We start from the raw sequence: 15,205 nt of genomic DNA on the forward strand, positions 1-15,205 counted from the left end.
CAATCGTCGTCTGTCGTCAATATGACGCGCTACCTATGCGACGATACCGAACTCCCTGCGCCGCGAGGTGACACCGTGAAGGCTGCTACGCTTAGAATGGCGTCTTTGAACAGTGCGGCCGGCCGCGACGCGCACCATGCGCCGAAGGCGCCGGGCGGGCGCGCGGCGCTGCCGGAGTCCGCCGTCACGCCCTCGGCCGCAGCCGCGGCGCTCGCGCGCATGGAGTACGCTTACCCGATGGTCAATATTCCTCATCTCCTCGCCGCCGTCGATCTCGGTTCGAACAGCTTCCGGCTCATCGTGGGCCGGGTCGAGGAAACCGACGCGGGCAGCCAGATCTATCAGGTCGACGCCTTGCGCGAGCCGGTGCGGCTCGCGGCCGGGCTATCAAGCGACAAGATGCTCGATCGCGCATCGCAGGTGCGTGGCTGGGATGCGCTGAAGCGCTTCGGCGAGCGGTTGCGCGATTTTCATCCGGACCACGTGCGCGCGGTCGCGACCAATACGCTGCGCATCGCGAAGAATGCGGGCGAATTTCTCGGCGAAGCGCAGGCCGCGCTCGGTTTTCCGATCGAAGTGATCGCCGGGCGCGAGGAAGCGCGCCTGATTTATGCGGGCGCCGCGCACTCGGTGCCGGCGAGCGCGGGCAAGCGGCTCGTCGTCGATATCGGCGGTGGCTCGACGGAATTCATCATCGGCTCGCACTACACGCCGATGATGATGGAGAGTTTGTATATCGGCTGCGTGAGCCATAGCCGCGCGTTTTTCCCGGCCGGCAACGTCGACGAGTACACGATGCGCCAGGCCGAGCTCGCCGCGCGCCGCGAAATCCAGATCATTTCCGCCGAATACAAGAAGACCGGCTGGGAGCAGGCGATCGGCTCGTCGGGCACCGCGCGCGCGCTCGCCGAACTGGTCGAGGCGAACAGTTTCAACGATGCGGGCGTCACCCACGGCATTTCGCGCGGCGGCCTCGAGCGGCTCAAGCGCGCGCTGATCAAGGCCGAAAACGTCAACCGGCTGAAACTGATTGCGCTGAAGAGCGACCGCGTGCCGGTGCTCGCGGGCGGACTGTCGATCATGATCGCGGTGTTCGACGAACTGGGCGTCGACTATGTCGACACCACCGACGGCGCGCTGCGCCTCGGCGTCATGTACGACCTGCTCGGCCGTTCGCAGCACGAGGACATGCGTACGGTGACGGTCGAGGGCTTCATGCGCCGCTATGGCGTCGATCGCCCACAGGCGGGGCGCATCGGCGATCTGTCGACGAGCTTCTACGACCAGTTCGTCGAACCGGACGAGGAACGCCGCGCGGAAAACCGCATGTTCATCGGCTGGGCGGCGTCGCTACACGAAATCGGCCTGTCGATCTCGCATAGCGCGTATCACAAACACTCGGCTTATATCGCGAGCAATGCCGACATGCCGGGCTTTTCGCGTACCGACCAGGCGCGCCTCGCCGCGCTCGTGCTCGGCCACGCGGGCAAGCTCGGCAAGCTGTCGCAGACGCGCGAGGTCGAATGGCCGCTGCTGTTCTGTCTGCGGCTCGCGGCGTTGCTGTGCCGTCGACGCGCGGACGTCGGCCTGCCGGGCATCACGGTTGCTCAGGCGAACGGCGGTTACGAGGTGCGTTTGCCGAACGAGTGGGTCGCCAACAATCCGTTGACGGATTACAGCCTGATCCAGGAGGCGGCGGAGTGGGAGAAAGTCGGGATTCCGTACCGTGTCGTTTATACGGACGATTGACGCGATGCGGATCGACGCACGCGTCGATTCGCGGCGTGTGCACGAATAAAAAAAGCCCTGCAAATGCAGGGCTTTTTCGTATCTCGGCGCAGCTTATCGCGGCAACGCATCGCCGAGGAAGTGCCGCGCATAGCGCGCGTTGATATCGGACAGACGGAACAGCGTCAGGAAATCCGCGGTATTGAAGTCGGGGTCCCACGCCGGTGCGCCGCAAATCTTCGCGCCGAGACGCAAGTAGCCCTTCACGAGCGGGGGCGGCGCGACGGCGGCACCCGTCTGCAGTTCGTCGACCGGCAGCGGCGTATGCGGGAACGCGCGATATTCGGGCGCGGTCAGCGCGTTGTCGCGCAGCGAGCAATACAGGTTCGCCGCATAGTGGCCGCCGTCGGCCATCGCGACGCTCGCGCAGCCGAGCATCGTCTCGTAGCCGTTGTGCTTCATGTACGCGGCGAGCCCAGCCCATAGCGACATGATCACCGAGCCGCTGCGATAGTCCGGATGCACGCACGAGCGGCCGACCTCGACCATCTTCGCGCGCAGATGCGTGAGACGCGACACGTCGAACTCGCTTTCCGCATATAGACGGCCGATGCGCGCGGCCTGATGCGGCGGCAGAGCGCGATACGTGCCGACTACTTTCAACGTGTCGAGATCGCGTACCAGCAAATGGTCGCAGTACGAATCGAAGGCGTCGACGTCGAGGCCCGCGGGGCCGCTGAGGCGTGCGCCCATTTCGTCGGCGAAGACGCGATAGCGTAGACGCTGCGCTTCACGCAGCTCTTCGTCGGTACGCGCCCACGACACTTGCAGGCGATGCTGCGCGGTGACCGTTTCCTCGGCGCGTGGCAGACGGCGCGGTTCGAAAAGCGAGGCGAAGGGCAGGGTGGGCGTCGGCAGTTCTCGCATTGGCTGTCCTGGTCGAAAAGAGTGAGGATTTCTTTTTTCGCCAATGTAGTAACGCGCGGTGACGCTCGCATGGCAAAGCCGTGACGATTGGATGACTGCCCGTAAGCCCTCGCGTGGGTGCCTGTAATGTCGGAGGTGTCGCGCGACACGCGCGCTTAGATCAGATCGGGGCTGATGGCGGCGCGCAACACCGCCTCATCTTCGCCGTTGCGCTCGCGGCTCTCGATCCACCAGATGCCGGCTTTTTTCAGTGGCCAGCTCGCGCGGCTGTCGCCGAGCAGTTGCGCGGCGACGTGGCCGAGCGTCGGTTGATGGCCGACGATCACCACGGTTTGCGCGATGCCGCCGGGCCAGCCGGCCGCTTCCAGGACGTCGTTCGCGCTCGCGTTCGGCGCGAGTTCGCGCACGACGCGGTACTGGTCGCTCAACGTCTCGGCGGTCTGGATGGTGCGCACGGCGGGGCTCGCGAGTATGACCGCGTCGTCGGGCAAACGGGCGCGCAGCCATTTCGCGGCGTTCTGCGCCTGCTTGCGGCCGCGCGTGGTGAGCGCGCGGGAGAGATCGCTCGCGGCGACATCTTCTGCTTCGGCGTGACGCCAGAGGATCAGGTCCATGGGAGTCTCCTTTTTGAGCGGCTTGGGATGGCGTTGCGGCGGGCTTGCGCGTCTTCGCGGCGAGGTAGCTGCCCCAAGCACTGTCGCATGCGCGGGTGATGATTTGCAAGGCGAGTGCCTGACGGGTCGGCTGTCGGCGTCCACGTGAACGCGAGCCAAAAAAGCAAAAACCCGCGAAGCCGGAGGCTTCGCGGGTTTCGACCTGCTTTTCGTGGTCGGAGCGATAGGATTCGAACCTACGACCCTCTGATCCCAAATCAGATGCGCTACCAGGCTGCGCTACGCTCCGACGAATCCGGGAGTATAGGGGGTGCGGGCAGGAGCGTCAATCCCTTGGCGGCACCAACCGCACGGGCAACGACGTTCACCGTAGCGGGCTCGCGCCGGCCTCGCGGTGGGCTATATACGCCCCATCAACAGCAGAACGATCACGATGATCAGCACGACGCCGACGAGTCCAGTCGGCCGATAGCCCCAGCCGCTGCTATACGGCCAGCTTGGCAACGCGCCGATCAGCAGCAGGATGAGCACGATTAGCAGGATGGTTCCGACGGTCATGGCGTTCTCCTTTTTGAGGGGGCCGCGAAATCGCTGGCCGCCTCTTCACGCTGGTTTGGCGCGCGCGCCGCGACAATCGACGCGCGTGTCGCGCGTCTGTTGCTGGATCGGAACCAGCAAGGCATGTGCCCATCACCCGTTAAGCTCGATGCAGTGAGGCCTTGGACGAAAGCGCAGAAGGAGAGAGCGACGCAGGAAGCGTCGTCGTTCGATGTAGGTATGCCGAAAGAACCGGAAAGGCGTTGCGCACGTCCAGCGGACCTCGATGCGCGCAGGCGCCGCAACGCCGGTCAACGCGTCATCGAGCGGACCGCGCGACTGAGGCACCGTGACATGCCGGTGCCGCGGCCAGAGGCCATTCGGTCAGAGTCGAAGATCACCCGCATCAATGCCTTGGACGCCTCCAATGCGGCATATGTAGATGCTGATGCGTCCAGTGGTGCAGCATGCCCTCGCCATCGTGTTCACGCCGGTAGGCCCGCGATTCGAAAATCGACAACGCCACCAGCACGATCAGGCCTATTGCGAGCCCGATCAGGCCCGCGATCGATTCACCGTCCATGGCAGTCTCCCGGTAGGTTCAGCCATGAACCCATGGTAGCGCAGGTCCGGCGAAATCTCACCAATTGGAACGAGCGACGCACAAGGTGTGTTGTGATGGCGTCGCCGAACGCGCTTTGCGGTTAGACTCTCGGCGCGCCGGCGGACGTCCGCCATCGCTTTGTCCCGGAGACGATTGCAAAATGACCCGCGTTCTGACTCTTGCCTTGCTGTTGTGCGCCGGCGTCGCCGGCTGTGCGGACAATCCGTCCGCGCATCGCGGCAGCCCACCACATGATCCCGCCGACTACCACGGCGTGCCCACCGACGATCGACCGCCCGCGATGGTGCCCGCGCCCGTCGCGCAGTGAGCGCTCATTGAAGTGAAAACGAGCGGGAAAGGGCGGGGAAAGCGAAGCACCGGCGCGGGCACGCCGGCACGTCTGACCCGTGCCGACGGTTCGCCCGGAGAGCACGGGCTGAGAGCATTCCATAACGCGCTCGTTATGCGATATGTATGCGCTTGTTTCAAGCCGTAACGGTCTGTCGTCCGCCGAATAGCCAACGGTGCCCAGCGCACCGCGCTAGGCAGCCGCAATCCCCGGCGACACGCCCGGCAGGTAACGCGCGAGCGTTGCGCCACGCGTGGCCATGAAGATCAGCAGCGCGATCCACAGCCCGTGATTGCCGTGCCACGCGAGCAATGCCGACGACGCCGCCACGAACACCGCAAGCGACACCGTCATCGACATCATCAGCTCGCGCGTTCGCGTCGCGCCGATGAACACGCCGTCGAGCAGGAAGCCCCACACCGAAATGACCGGCGACAGCGCCGCCCACGGCAGATAGGTTTCGGCCGCGGCACGCACGGCGGCCTGATCGGTCAGCCGCTCGATGATCCACGCGCCCGCACCCCAGTACACGCACGAGAAGCCGAGCGCGCCGAGCGCCGACCACAGCGCGGTGACCTTGACCGCCTGCGCGAACGCGTGACGATCGCGCGCACCGATCGCCGCGCCGACCAGCGCCTCGGCCGCGTGCGCGAAACCGTCGAGCCCGTACGCCATGAAGGTCTGGAAATTGAGTAGCAATGCGTTCGCGGCGAGCGTCGCGTCGCCTTGCCGCGCGCCGAGATGCGCGAACCAGCCGAACGACGACAGCAGGCACAGCGTGCGCACGAAGATGTCGCGATTGAGCACGACGAGCCGCTTCAGCGCGGCGGCGTCGAACAAGGCGGCGCGATTCAGCGCGGGCAGGCCGCGCGGCCTGCCGTGCCATAGCAGGGCGAGCCCGAGCACGAAGCCGAGCGCGTCGGCGGTCGCGGTAGCCGCGCCGATGCCGGCCACGCCCCAATGAAACGCGTACACGTACAGCAGCACCGCGGCGATGTTCACGCTGTTGATGAAGACCTGCGACAGCAATGCGAGCCGCACCTGCTGCGTGCCGAGCAGCCAGCCGAGTATCACGTAGTTGCCGAGCGCGAGCGGCGCGGCCCAGATGCGCGCGTGGCAATAAACCTGCGCGTGCCGCTGCACGGCGTCGCTGCCGCCGATCGCCCGCAGCGCATAGTCGATCAGCGGTTGCTGCACGAGCAGCACCAGTGCGCCGATCGCGGCCGCCATCAGCAGTGCGCGCACGACGGTGTTGCGCAACTCGTCGCTGCGGCCCGCGCCGTGCGCCTGCGCGACGAGGCCGGTCGTGCCCATGCGCAGGAAGCCGAAGCCCCAGAACACGAAGTTGAAGAAGAGCCCGCCGAGCGCGACGCCGCCGAGGTAAGAGGCACTGTCCAGATGACCAGCGACGGCGGTGTCGACCGCGCCGAGGATCGGTTGCGTCAGATTCGCGAGGACGATCGGCAACGCGAGCGCGAGCACCCGGCGATGCCAGCGCACCGGCAGCGCGGGCGCGCCGGCTGGGTGTGCGGCGGTTTCGGATCGCGCGGCGGGGGGCATACCGGCATCGGGCGTAGCGGCATCGGGCATACCGGCATCGGGCGTCCTCGCGTCGTTCAAGAGCGCTCCTGCACGCACACCCAAGGCGAGACGACGACGGCCCACAGCTCGGGGTCGCGCGCGGCGAAATCGGCGGCCGTCTCCGACTGAACCCGCACGACGAGGCCGGAGGACAACCATTGGGCGACCCGGGTGGTGTCGTCGTTGGCGATTGCCTCGGCGACGCTCACGAGATCGAGGTCGCGCGCGACGTGCAGCAGTATGCCGCGCGCAAAAAAACGTTCGAGTTCGCTCCAGCCGATCTTGGCGGTTTCGCCGAGCAGCTTCGCATAAAGGGGGCTTTGGGAGGCGTCATTGGAAGTCATCGTGGACAGGGTCGGACGGGGCCGTCACTATAAACTATTGGCAAGGACCGGCGGGCCGCGTGGCGGCCTTGCGCAACGTGCCGGGCGGTTTTTTATGCAGCGCTGACTGAATCGGATTCTGAACCTGGATGCCGGTGGATTCAACGACGGCGGCACACGAGGCGTGCCGCCTATCAGCACCGGCTATTAATCGTCCGAATATTCAAAACTGAAACGAGTTTGAATGCGGTTTCAATATTGTCGGCGGAATTGTCAATGTTAAAGATTTCACTATTCGCGAATTTGTTGTGAAGAAGTATCGGCGCTTATTCGGAAGAGTTGCCGCGACTAATCGATGCGTTACGTGCGTTTCCGCACCAAGTTAATATTGGCAAGCCAAAGCGGCGTTATTGCCGAATGAGTTAGTGTTATTCGGCCAGACGTCTTTCCTCTGCTGGTTTGGCGGGACTTTCCGCCGATAGCCCAGGAGCATTAGCCGGTGCGATACTCCGACATTCCTGGTTTGAATGATTTGGCGTGTGGAGTATCCCAGCTGCGGCGCATTAAGCCGGTCTGATTCCGACATTTCCGATTCACGGATTGCGGAATCCGTACGCCGTGTAACATTGGCTGCAAAATTAATACATTGCGCTTGGAAATCCGGATTGTTAGATTTCGTTCTGGCGCATGGTGAACCGGTCCTTTGCCGATATGCGCCGAACCCCCGTTAGCCCGGCCTCGTGCCGGGCTTTTTTTTGAATGGATTTACGCGGATGTTTAACCTGCCGCAGCGATCTTCACCGCGAATTCACATGTGCGGCCGATGATGGCGGATTATTTTTTTCGGCGCGAGACTCATGACCGGGGTGATCATTTTTGTCGGCGTGTGGCTAATCGCGCTCGCGTTGCTGGTGCGATTCGCCGCGCGCATCGATCCGCGCTCCGGGCGCTGGCGACGCCGCTAAGCGGTGACGCTCTGCCGCTCGGCGGCCGCCCGTGCCGCACGGCGCGCTGCCTTTACTGCTTGCAGCGGATGACCATCGAACGGTTTTTCACATTCGCGCCGAAAATCCCACCGATCGTGCCGCCCGACGTCGCGCCGTTGTCGACGTCTTTCGAAACCACGTCGTACCCGTAGTTGCCGCAGGTTTCGCCCGCGCGCTTGTAGCACTCGGCCCAGCTCGTGCTGGCATCGCTGCCGCTGCAGTTGATCGCGAAGCCGGTGTCGCCGCTCGGCAGATAGGTCATCGTGGTCGTGGTCGAGCAGCCGCCGAGGCCGCCGAGCGTCAGGAGGCCAAGACTGATCGTTGCAGCCGTCGCGACGCGCGCCAATGGGCTTTTCATTTCAGATTCCTTGCAAATAACGGAAGGGCGTGGCGCGCAGCCACGCCGCTTCGAATTGAGCGTTTATAGCACGGCGGGTTCCCGCGCCCGCCGCCTAGCGCGGTGGCAGTTGTTTCGACGGATCGATCGAACGGCCCTGGTAGCGCAGTTCGAAATGCAGCATTACGCGATCGGTATCGGTGTCGCCCATTTCGGCGATTTTCTGGCCGCGCTTGACCGATTCGCCTTCCTTCACCAACAGCGCGCGGTTATGCGCGTAAGCGGTCAGATAGTCGGCGTTGTGCTTGAGGATCAGCAGATTGCCGTAGCCGCGCAGACCGTTGCCCGCATAGACGACGGTGCCGGGCGCCGCCGCGACGATGGGCGTGCCGGCCGCCGCGGCAATATCGATACCCTTCGAGTTGCCGCCGTCGAAACGGCGGAACACCGTGCCGTCGGCCGGCCATACCAGCGAGATCGGCGCGGGCGCGGTCGCCGGCGTAGTGTCCGCGGGCGCAGGACGCGGCGCGGCCGCCGCGCTCGCGCTGCCACTGCTGCTACCGCCACCGCCGCTGCGGATCGCGCCGCTCGTCGACGCCGCGCCGCCCGGTGGCGCGACGCGCAGCACCTGGCCGACCTCGATGCTGTCGGGATTGGTCAGGTTGTTCCAGCGCGCGATGTTCTGCACCGATTGCCGGTTGCCGCGCGCGATTTTCGACAGCGTGTCGCCCCGTTCGACCCGGTAGTAGCCCGGCCCCACCGGCGCCGACCCGCACGCGGCGAGCAGCGCGAGCAATGCCGCGCAGCCGAGTCGTTTGATTCTTGTCGTTTCCAGCATTGGACCTCGCAAAGCACTGCCGCGCGCTGATCCCGATCACGCGGCACAGACAGACAAAGCGTTCGATTCTAACGGTTTTGGTGTTGCGCCCCCCGGCGAGGGGGGCGAAGTGGCGGACGGCCGCTTCGAGCGGCTCGCCGCCGGCGCCGGCGTATCAGCTGGTCTTCTCGACGGTAATGCGCAGTGCCGCCGTTTCGGTTTGTCCCGGCTCGAGCCAGCGCAAACCTCGGCCGTTGTGGATCGCATCGGGCAACCCGAGCCACGGCTCCACGCAGTAAAAGTCCGACTGCGGCGTTTCAGTCCACGTCGTCACCGCGTACCAGGGCACCGAGCCGGGCCGCTGCAGATCGATCGTGATCACGCGATCGATGCCCGGCGCCTCGACCCTTACCGGTCGATCGGGCGTGCCGGTCAGGCAATGGAAGCGGTCGTAGATCCGGTCTTCGTCGAGTGTGTAGCTCGGTTCGCCCGGCTCGGCGGGGCTGATCGAACCGTCCTCGAGCTGACGGCACCGCTCGGTGCGCGGCAGTTCGAGCGTCGTTTGCGCGCGCTGCGTGTGCGGCAGCGTGAAGTAGAAGTGATGGCCGGCGTAGTAGGGCAGGCGCGCGTCGCCGGTATTGGTGGTGGTCAGCGTCACGTCGAGCGTGCGCGGATCGATGAGCTCGTAGGCGGCCTCGAAGCGGAAGCCGAACGGATAGGAGCCGCGGGTCGCTTCACTGTCGGTCAGAACCATCCGCAGGCCGGCGCCATGCACGTCGGCGTGAGGCTCGAACGGCAGGTCACGCGCGAAGCCGTGCATCGGCAGCTCGCGCACGGTGCCCCGCGCGTCACGCCAATAGCCGATCTTGCCGTCGACGCGATGACGGCCGAGAAATGGAAACAGCAGCGGATTGCCGCCGCGAATCCGCGCGGGCACGCTCCAGTCGGCGTGCTCGGGCCAGTGAATCACCTCTTCGCCGTCGATCGTCCACGACAGCAGACGGCCGCCGGCTTGCGGCGAAAAACGGAGCACCGAGGCGTCCTGGGCGATCTCGAGAATGTCCTGTTCCGGGGAGAGGGGCATGGTCAATAGCTAGCCAGATAGAGGTTGAGGGTCGTGCAAAGCGGCCGCGTGGGTCGGCCGTTGCATCTGCATCGAAGCGGCGTTTTGCGCCATTCGCTGCGGCTGCGTCGCGCGCGGCGAAACCGCGATTTTGCGCTGCTTTGCGCTACGGGGAAACCCTTCCCGGGAAATTGCGGGTGTCGGAAAAGGGCGAATCCTATTGATAATCCGTCGGAGCGTCCGGTCCATCCGACCCCCGGGCGAATCGGCTCAGGAGGCATCATGGATCTCGCAATGGCAATGGCGGTGGGCTTATTCGGAATATTCACCGCCAGCACGTATTACTTCTTCCACTCTCTCAAGCGCTGATCCGCTGGTTTCATTCCCTGCTTTCGCAGCACGCGCGCGACGAATCCGCCGCCCGCTTTCTTGCTCTCGCGTAACAACGGTGTCGAGTTGTGACGCGGCGCGTCAATATTTCTCCGAATGTGGCCTAACCGCTTGGCGCTGGGTGTGTAGCCAGGCATAATCGGTGCGCCTTTGACGCGCCGGCTCCCCCTTTTGTGCGGCGCGCAGTTCCCGACACTTTGCTTACAAGGACCGCCGCGTGAACCTGTCGTTTCTCATTTTTCTGAGCGTGCTTCAAGGCGTTACCGAACTGTTTCCGGTGAGCAGCCTTGGCCACACGTTGCTCGTGCCAGCCCTGTTCGACATGCATATCGACAAGCATGCGCCGCAACTGCTGCCGTTCCTCGTCGCCCTGCATCTCGGCACCGCGTTCGCGCTGCTGTGGTACTTCCGCGCGCGCTGGTACGCGCTGGTGCGCGGTTTCTTCGCGTCGCTCGGCGGCCGCCGCAACGACGACGGTCACATGATGTGGGCGCTGATCATCGGTACGATTCCGGCGGGCCTCGTCGGTCTCGTGCTGGAAAAGCGCCTCGAGGCGCTTTTTCATGATCTGCGGATCGTCGCGATTGCGTTGATCGTGAATGGCGCGCTGCTGTGGTTCGGCGATCGTCTGCAACGCGCGCGCGCGCATCAGGCGCCGGAAAAGCTGACGTTCCGCCAGGCCTTCTTCGTCGGCCTCGCGCAGATCGGCGCGCTGATTCCGGGCTTCTCGCGCAGTGGCCTGACGATGATCGCCGGCAATGCGGCCGGCCTCACCACCGAGAAAGCCGCCGAGTTTTCGTTCCTGCTCGGCACGCCGATCATTTTCGCGGCTGGCGTACTCGAACTGCCGAAGCTGCTTCACGCGCCGAGCCAGCTTGCCGACGCGGTGCTCGGCGGCGTGCTGACCGCGATCGCAGCGTACCTGAGCGTGCGTTTCCTGATGCGCTATTTCGAAGGCCGCGGACGTCTCGCGTCGTTTGGCGCGTACTGCGCGATCGCGGGGATCCTGTTCCTCGGCTGGTTCATGCTGCATCCGCAGCCGGTCTGAGCGCGCCGGGCGATCGGTTATAATCCGGGCCCGGTTGGTTGCAGCTCAGTTAGAATTTTAGTTTGTGGGAAATCGGGCGGCTCGCCGCGAGTGCCGGTTTCATGCAGATATCGATCCATACGGCAGTAGCTCAGCTGGATAGAGCATCGGCCTTCTAAGCCGAGGGTCGGGGGTTCGAGCCCCTCCTGCCGTACCAGAATCATCGAAGGGTTACAGGTTTCGCGCCTGTAACCCTTTTTGTTTTTGTGCAATGTTGCACGCCCGGTGGCTGCCAGGTTGTTGCGTGTTCGTACGGCTCGCTTCGGGTGTTTCCCGACTCAGGAAATCGCGCGGGGCGCCGTTAATTCAACAGAACCGTGTGACGCGCCGCGATGGAGGAATCAGCGTGAACCGACTTAGCCTCAACACCAAACTCTGGCTCGCGCTGCTGATTACGTGGCTCGGCCTGCTCGGCCTCGGCGGCTGGGCCGCATGGCAGTCGCGCGCGACGATGCTGGCCGAGCGCAAGTCGGCGGTGCAGAACGTCGTGGAAAGCGCGTACGGCATCGTCGCCGACTACGCGCAGCGCGCCGACCAGCACGAGCTGACGCCCGAACAGGCGCGGCAGCAGGCGCTGGCGCGACTCTCCGCGATGCGCTACCCCGGCAGCGGCTACATGATCGTGTCGACTGCCACGCCGGTCGTGATCATGCATCCGATGCTCGCCGATCTGCGCAACAAGGACGTGTCGCACTACGCGGACAGCGACGGCAAGCTGCTGTTCGTCGAAATGGTCAAGGTCGCGCAGGCGCACGGGCAGGGCTTCGTCGATTACATGGGCCGCCTCGCCGGCAACAACGAGCGCGTGCCGAAGATCAGCTTCGTCAAGCGCTTTGCCGCGTGGGACTGGTTTCTGATTTCGGGTGTCTACGTCAACGACATCGACGCGGCGTTCCGCGCCGACCTGCTGCGCTATCTGCTGACGATCCTCGTGATCGGCAGCTTCAGCACCGTCGCGCTCGTGCTGATCATCCGCAACGTGAAGCGCAGTCTCGGCGGCGAGCCCGCCTATGCGGCGAGCGTCGCGCAGACGATCGCCGACGGCGATCTGTCGTGCCCGGTCACGCTGGCCGGCGACGATCAGGAAAGCATGCTGTTCGCGATGCAGCGCATGCAAAGCCGCCTCGCCGACGCGATCCGGCGCATTCGCGGCGGCACCGAAACGATCACGGTCGCGGCCGAAGAGATCGCCGCGGGCAATCTCGATCTGTCGGCGCGGACGGAACAGCAGGCGTCGTCGCTCGGCGAAACGGCCGCGAGCATGGAGCAACTGACGGCGACCGTCAAGCAGAACGCCGACAACGCGCTGCAGGCCAATCGCATGGCGCGCTCGGCGTCGCAGCTCGCGGGCGAGGGCGGCGAGGCCGTGCAGCACGTCGTCGCGAACATGCAGAGCATCGCGGCGAGCTCGGCGCGGGTGGTCGATATCATCGGCGTGATCGAAAGCATCGCGTTTCAGACCAACATCCTCGCGCTGAACGCGGCCGTCGAAGCCGCGCGCGCCGGCGAGGAGGGCCGCGGCTTCGCGGTCGTCGCGGGCGAGGTGCGCAACCTCGCGCGCCGCAGCGCCGACGCGGCCAAGGAGATCAAGACGTTGATCGAGGATTCGGTCGCGCGCGTCGGCAGCGGCAAGACGCTCGTCGAGAAGGCGGGCGGCACGATGGAGTCGCTCGTCGATGCGGTGAAGCGCGTGACCGACATCATCAGCGAGATTTCCGCCGCGTCCGACGAGCAGAGCCGCGGCATCGAGCAGGTCAATCTCGCGATTGCGCAGATGGACGAGACCACCCAGCAGAACGCGGCGATGGTCGAACAGGCGGCGGCCGCCGCGCAGTCGATGCAGGAGCAGGCGCAGATGCTGCGCGACGTCGTCAACACGTTCCGCCTGCAGGGGACGGCCGCCGCGCGTTGATGGCCGCGTCGATGGCGCGCTGCCTGCCGAAGTGTGCATGCTATGCTTTTGAGGTCAGGATCAAAAGCCGCCGTGCGCCCGTGCGCGCCGTGCACACTTCGAGGAGAGTCCTACATGTCGACGCGAACCCGTGTGCTGTTCCACCTCAGTGCCGCGAGCCTCCTGCTCGGTGCGGCGATCGGCGCGCAAGCCGCGAACCTCGGCTTTCTGGGCGACACGCCGATCACCTATATGAGACAGCGTGACAACGACTCGATCAAGCATGCGGTCATGAGCGCGCTCAATGACAGGAAGGACGGCGAGAGCTTCACGTGGGTCAACGACGGCACCGGCAATAGCGTGAAGATCGACGCGACCATCTCGATGGACAGCACCTCGACCGAAGGCGCACGCACCTGCCGCACCCTCGGGGTCGTACTCAATGCAAAGGGGCAATCGATGAACCTGCGTCCGAACTTCTGCAAGGAAGGTGGCGCCTGGCAGCTGCAGAAGCGTTGAGCATGCGTGAGCGCGGGGCGAGAGGTGGATGCAGTGAGGCTGCGCGATGAGCCCGCGAATCGTCTCGTGCGGGATCGTGCTGCTCGATCCCGACGGACGCGTGCTGCTCGCGCACGCCACCGAAACGACGCACTGGGACATCCCGAAAGGCCAGGGCGAGGCCGGCGAGGCGCCGCACGTGACGGCGCTGCGCGAGATGGTCGAGGAAACCGGCATCGCGCTCGAGGCCGATCGGCTGAAGGATCTCGGCCTGTTCGTCTACCGGCGCGACAAGGACCTGCATCTGTTCGCGGCGCGCGCGGGTGCCGGCGAGCTCGATCTGAGCACGTGCACCTGCACGTCGCTGTTTCCGCGCCGCTCGGACGGCACGCTGATCCCCGAAATGGATGATTACCGCTGGGCGTCGATCGAAGAGGTGCCGCGCTATGCGAGCCGTAGTCTGACGCGGCTCTTCGAGACGACGCTGTCGCTCACCGAGTTGCACCGGTCGCTATAGACGGCGCACGCCGCCTTCAATCGAGCGCGTGGTCGTTCGGATGCGCGAACAACGCGCGGTTCTGCTCCGACAGCGGGAAATTGACGTTGATGCCATGCGGCGGAATCGGCTGCGTGAACCACTGCCGATACAGACGCTCGGCGTCGCCGGACGTCTGCGAACGCACGATCACGCGATTCACGAGCGCGCGGAACGGCTCGTCGCCCTTGCGGAACATGCACGCATAAACCTCGTAGCCAAGCGGCGTGCCCGTCACGATGAAATCGTCGGGATGCGGGTCGGTCGCCTTGAAACCGTAGACGATCGGCTCGTCCATCACGAACGCCACCGCGTGACCGTCCTTCATCGCGTTGAAGGCCTCCTGATGGTCGCGCACGCTCATGATGCGCATGTTCAGCTGCTTGTCGGTGTTGAGGCTGCGCAGCAGGCGCTCGTCGGACGTGCCCGCGGTCGTCACGACCGGCTTGCCGGCCAGATCGGGGAAATCGGTGATGCCGCTGTTCCTGCGCGTGATCATGCGCACCGCGTACTGGAAAAAGCTGTCTGAAAACGCGGCGACGTTCTCGCGCTCGACCGTGTGCGTGGTCGAGCCGCATTCGAGATCGATCTGGTTGTTCAGCAGCATCGGCGTGCGGTTCGACGACGTTACCGTGATTTCGTGAACCCGCAGCTGCGCCATGCCGAGCGTTTTCCTGATTTCATCGACGATCTGCATCGCGATCGCCTGCGAGTAGCCGACCGTGCGCTTGCCGTCGAAGTACGAGAACGGGATCGACGCCTCTCGCACGCCGATCGCGACGACGCCGTCGTCGTGGATCTTTCTCAGCGTGCCGGTCAGTTCATCCGCGCGGGTGGGGCCGGTGAACGCGAGCACGCCGCAGGCGGCCAGCGTAAGCAGCACGCTGTGCATGCCGCGCAGCAGACGCGGGAAGCGTGAGCCGCACGCGCTCCGTGCG

16 protein-coding genes and 2 tRNA genes are annotated in these 15,205 nt (G+C 65.0%); 7 read left to right on the top strand and 11 right to left on the bottom strand.

From position 1 onward, the window contains the following. The first annotated feature begins 96 nt into the window (after positions 1-96). Positions 97-1,749, top strand: a complete 1,653-nt coding sequence (ppx, locus tag OKW30_RS05245; protein ID WP_429346172.1) for an exopolyphosphatase — start codon at positions 97-99, stop codon at positions 1,747-1,749. A 93-nt stretch (positions 1,750-1,842) separates the two neighbouring features. Here ppx and OKW30_RS05250 read toward each other — a convergent pair whose 3' ends face one another. From OKW30_RS05250 to OKW30_RS05270, 5 genes are all read right to left on the bottom strand, one after another. Beyond that, a complete protein-coding gene (locus OKW30_RS05250; RefSeq protein ID WP_184028352.1) occupies positions 1,843-2,655 on the bottom strand; it encodes a GNAT family N-acetyltransferase in 813 nt (270 codons plus the stop codon). Between the two features lie 155 nt (positions 2,656-2,810). Further along, positions 2,811-3,269: a SixA phosphatase family protein gene (locus OKW30_RS05255; protein WP_018421227.1), complete on the bottom strand. Its 459-nt coding sequence runs from the start codon at positions 3,267-3,269 to the stop codon at positions 2,811-2,813. Positions 3,270-3,481: 212 nt separating this feature from the next. Then, positions 3,482-3,558: transfer RNA gene (locus OKW30_RS05260), tRNA-Pro, on the bottom strand. Between the two features lie 110 nt (positions 3,559-3,668). Beyond that, positions 3,669-3,827 (bottom strand): DUF3309 family protein, encoded by a 159-nt coding sequence (locus tag OKW30_RS05265; RefSeq protein WP_090801093.1) that lies wholly within the window; start codon positions 3,825-3,827, stop codon positions 3,669-3,671. Positions 3,828-4,212: 385 nt separating this feature from the next. Next, the gene (locus OKW30_RS05270) at positions 4,213-4,389 is read right to left on the bottom strand and encodes a hypothetical protein (RefSeq protein ID WP_018421224.1); all 177 of its coding nucleotides are present in this window, start codon (positions 4,387-4,389) and stop codon (positions 4,213-4,215) included. A gap of 181 nt (positions 4,390-4,570) precedes the next feature. On the opposite strand from OKW30_RS05270, the gene OKW30_RS05275 reads away from it, so the two are divergent. After that, positions 4,571-4,738 carry a hypothetical protein gene (locus OKW30_RS05275; protein ID WP_167368601.1) on the top strand — a complete coding sequence of 56 codons (168 nt, stop codon included), beginning with the start codon at positions 4,571-4,573 and terminating at the stop codon, positions 4,736-4,738. A 213-nt stretch (positions 4,739-4,951) separates the two neighbouring features. Here the strand turns inward: OKW30_RS05275 and OKW30_RS05280 are convergent, their stop codons facing one another. The 5 genes from OKW30_RS05280 to OKW30_RS05300 form a co-directional block, all read right to left on the bottom strand. Then, the gene (locus tag OKW30_RS05280; protein ID WP_429347726.1) at positions 4,952-6,319 is read right to left on the bottom strand and encodes an MATE family efflux transporter; all 1,368 of its coding nucleotides are present in this window, start codon (positions 6,317-6,319) and stop codon (positions 4,952-4,954) included. Positions 6,320-6,375: 56 nt separating this feature from the next. Further along, positions 6,376-6,684: a DUF2288 domain-containing protein gene (locus OKW30_RS05285; RefSeq protein ID WP_090801091.1), complete on the bottom strand. Its 309-nt coding sequence runs from the start codon at positions 6,682-6,684 to the stop codon at positions 6,376-6,378. 996 nt (positions 6,685-7,680) lie between these two features. Beyond that, positions 7,681-8,007: a hypothetical protein gene (locus OKW30_RS05290; protein ID WP_018433468.1), complete on the bottom strand. Its 327-nt coding sequence runs from the start codon at positions 8,005-8,007 to the stop codon at positions 7,681-7,683. A 94-nt stretch (positions 8,008-8,101) separates the two neighbouring features. After that, positions 8,102-8,824 carry a peptidoglycan DD-metalloendopeptidase family protein gene (locus tag OKW30_RS05295; protein ID WP_429293597.1) on the bottom strand — a complete coding sequence of 241 codons (723 nt, stop codon included), beginning with the start codon at positions 8,822-8,824 and terminating at the stop codon, positions 8,102-8,104. Between the two features lie 154 nt (positions 8,825-8,978). Beyond that, positions 8,979-9,887, bottom strand: coding sequence for an aldose epimerase (locus OKW30_RS05300; RefSeq protein ID WP_429346173.1), 909 nt, complete (start codon positions 9,885-9,887; stop codon positions 8,979-8,981). A gap of 586 nt (positions 9,888-10,473) precedes the next feature. Between OKW30_RS05300 and OKW30_RS05305 the strand changes: the two genes are divergently transcribed. From OKW30_RS05305 to OKW30_RS05325, 5 genes are all read left to right on the top strand, one after another. Continuing rightward, the gene (locus OKW30_RS05305) at positions 10,474-11,304 is read left to right on the top strand and encodes an undecaprenyl-diphosphate phosphatase (RefSeq protein WP_184071686.1); all 831 of its coding nucleotides are present in this window, start codon (positions 10,474-10,476) and stop codon (positions 11,302-11,304) included. A 119-nt stretch (positions 11,305-11,423) separates the two neighbouring features. Further along, positions 11,424-11,500: transfer RNA gene (locus tag OKW30_RS05310), tRNA-Arg, on the top strand. A 189-nt stretch (positions 11,501-11,689) separates the two neighbouring features. Beyond that, the gene (locus tag OKW30_RS05315; RefSeq protein WP_429346174.1) at positions 11,690-13,255 is read left to right on the top strand and encodes a methyl-accepting chemotaxis protein; all 1,566 of its coding nucleotides are present in this window, start codon (positions 11,690-11,692) and stop codon (positions 13,253-13,255) included. 114 nt (positions 13,256-13,369) lie between these two features. After that, complete coding sequence (locus OKW30_RS05320) at positions 13,370-13,753, top strand: hypothetical protein (protein WP_184071694.1); 384 nt, start codon at positions 13,370-13,372, stop codon at positions 13,751-13,753. 46 nt (positions 13,754-13,799) lie between these two features. Then, the gene (locus OKW30_RS05325) at positions 13,800-14,249 is read left to right on the top strand and encodes an NUDIX hydrolase (protein WP_184047748.1); all 450 of its coding nucleotides are present in this window, start codon (positions 13,800-13,802) and stop codon (positions 14,247-14,249) included. 16 nt (positions 14,250-14,265) lie between these two features. Here OKW30_RS05325 and OKW30_RS05330 read toward each other — a convergent pair whose 3' ends face one another. Beyond that, a complete protein-coding gene (locus OKW30_RS05330) occupies positions 14,266-15,159 on the bottom strand; it encodes a transporter substrate-binding domain-containing protein (protein WP_429347727.1) in 894 nt (297 codons plus the stop codon). Positions 15,160-15,205 lie beyond the last annotated feature (46 nt).

The sequence above is a fragment of the Paraburkholderia sp. Clong3 genome, from assembly GCF_050436485.1.
In the GTDB taxonomy this organism is placed as follows: domain Bacteria; phylum Pseudomonadota; class Gammaproteobacteria; order Burkholderiales; family Burkholderiaceae; genus Paraburkholderia; species Paraburkholderia tuberum.

Coding starts and splice junctions, on each gene's coding strand:
- ppx (WP_429346172.1), top strand. CDS start 97: ATGGCGTCTTTGAACAGTGCGGCCGGCCGCGACGCGCACCATGCGCCG.
- OKW30_RS05250 (WP_184028352.1), bottom strand. CDS start 2,655: ATGCGAGAACTGCCGACGCCCACCCTGCCCTTCGCCTCGCTTTTCGAA.
- OKW30_RS05255 (WP_018421227.1), bottom strand. CDS start 3,269: ATGGACCTGATCCTCTGGCGTCACGCCGAAGCAGAAGATGTCGCCGCG.
- OKW30_RS05265 (WP_090801093.1), bottom strand. CDS start 3,827: ATGACCGTCGGAACCATCCTGCTAATCGTGCTCATCCTGCTGCTGATC.
- OKW30_RS05270 (WP_018421224.1), bottom strand. CDS start 4,389: ATGGACGGTGAATCGATCGCGGGCCTGATCGGGCTCGCAATAGGCCTG.
- OKW30_RS05275 (WP_167368601.1), top strand. CDS start 4,571: ATGACCCGCGTTCTGACTCTTGCCTTGCTGTTGTGCGCCGGCGTCGCC.
- OKW30_RS05280 (WP_429347726.1), bottom strand. CDS start 6,319: ATGCCCCCCGCCGCGCGATCCGAAACCGCCGCACACCCAGCCGGCGCG.
- OKW30_RS05285 (WP_090801091.1), bottom strand. CDS start 6,684: ATGACTTCCAATGACGCCTCCCAAAGCCCCCTTTATGCGAAGCTGCTC.
- OKW30_RS05290 (WP_018433468.1), bottom strand. CDS start 8,007: ATGAAAAGCCCATTGGCGCGCGTCGCGACGGCTGCAACGATCAGTCTT.
- OKW30_RS05295 (WP_429293597.1), bottom strand. CDS start 8,824: ATGCTGGAAACGACAAGAATCAAACGACTCGGCTGCGCGGCATTGCTC.
- OKW30_RS05300 (WP_429346173.1), bottom strand. CDS start 9,887: ATGCCCCTCTCCCCGGAACAGGACATTCTCGAGATCGCCCAGGACGCC.
- OKW30_RS05320 (WP_184071694.1), top strand. CDS start 13,370: ATGTCGACGCGAACCCGTGTGCTGTTCCACCTCAGTGCCGCGAGCCTC.
- OKW30_RS05325 (WP_184047748.1), top strand. CDS start 13,800: ATGAGCCCGCGAATCGTCTCGTGCGGGATCGTGCTGCTCGATCCCGAC.
- OKW30_RS05330 (WP_429347727.1), bottom strand. CDS start 15,159: ATGCACAGCGTGCTGCTTACGCTGGCCGCCTGCGGCGTGCTCGCGTTC.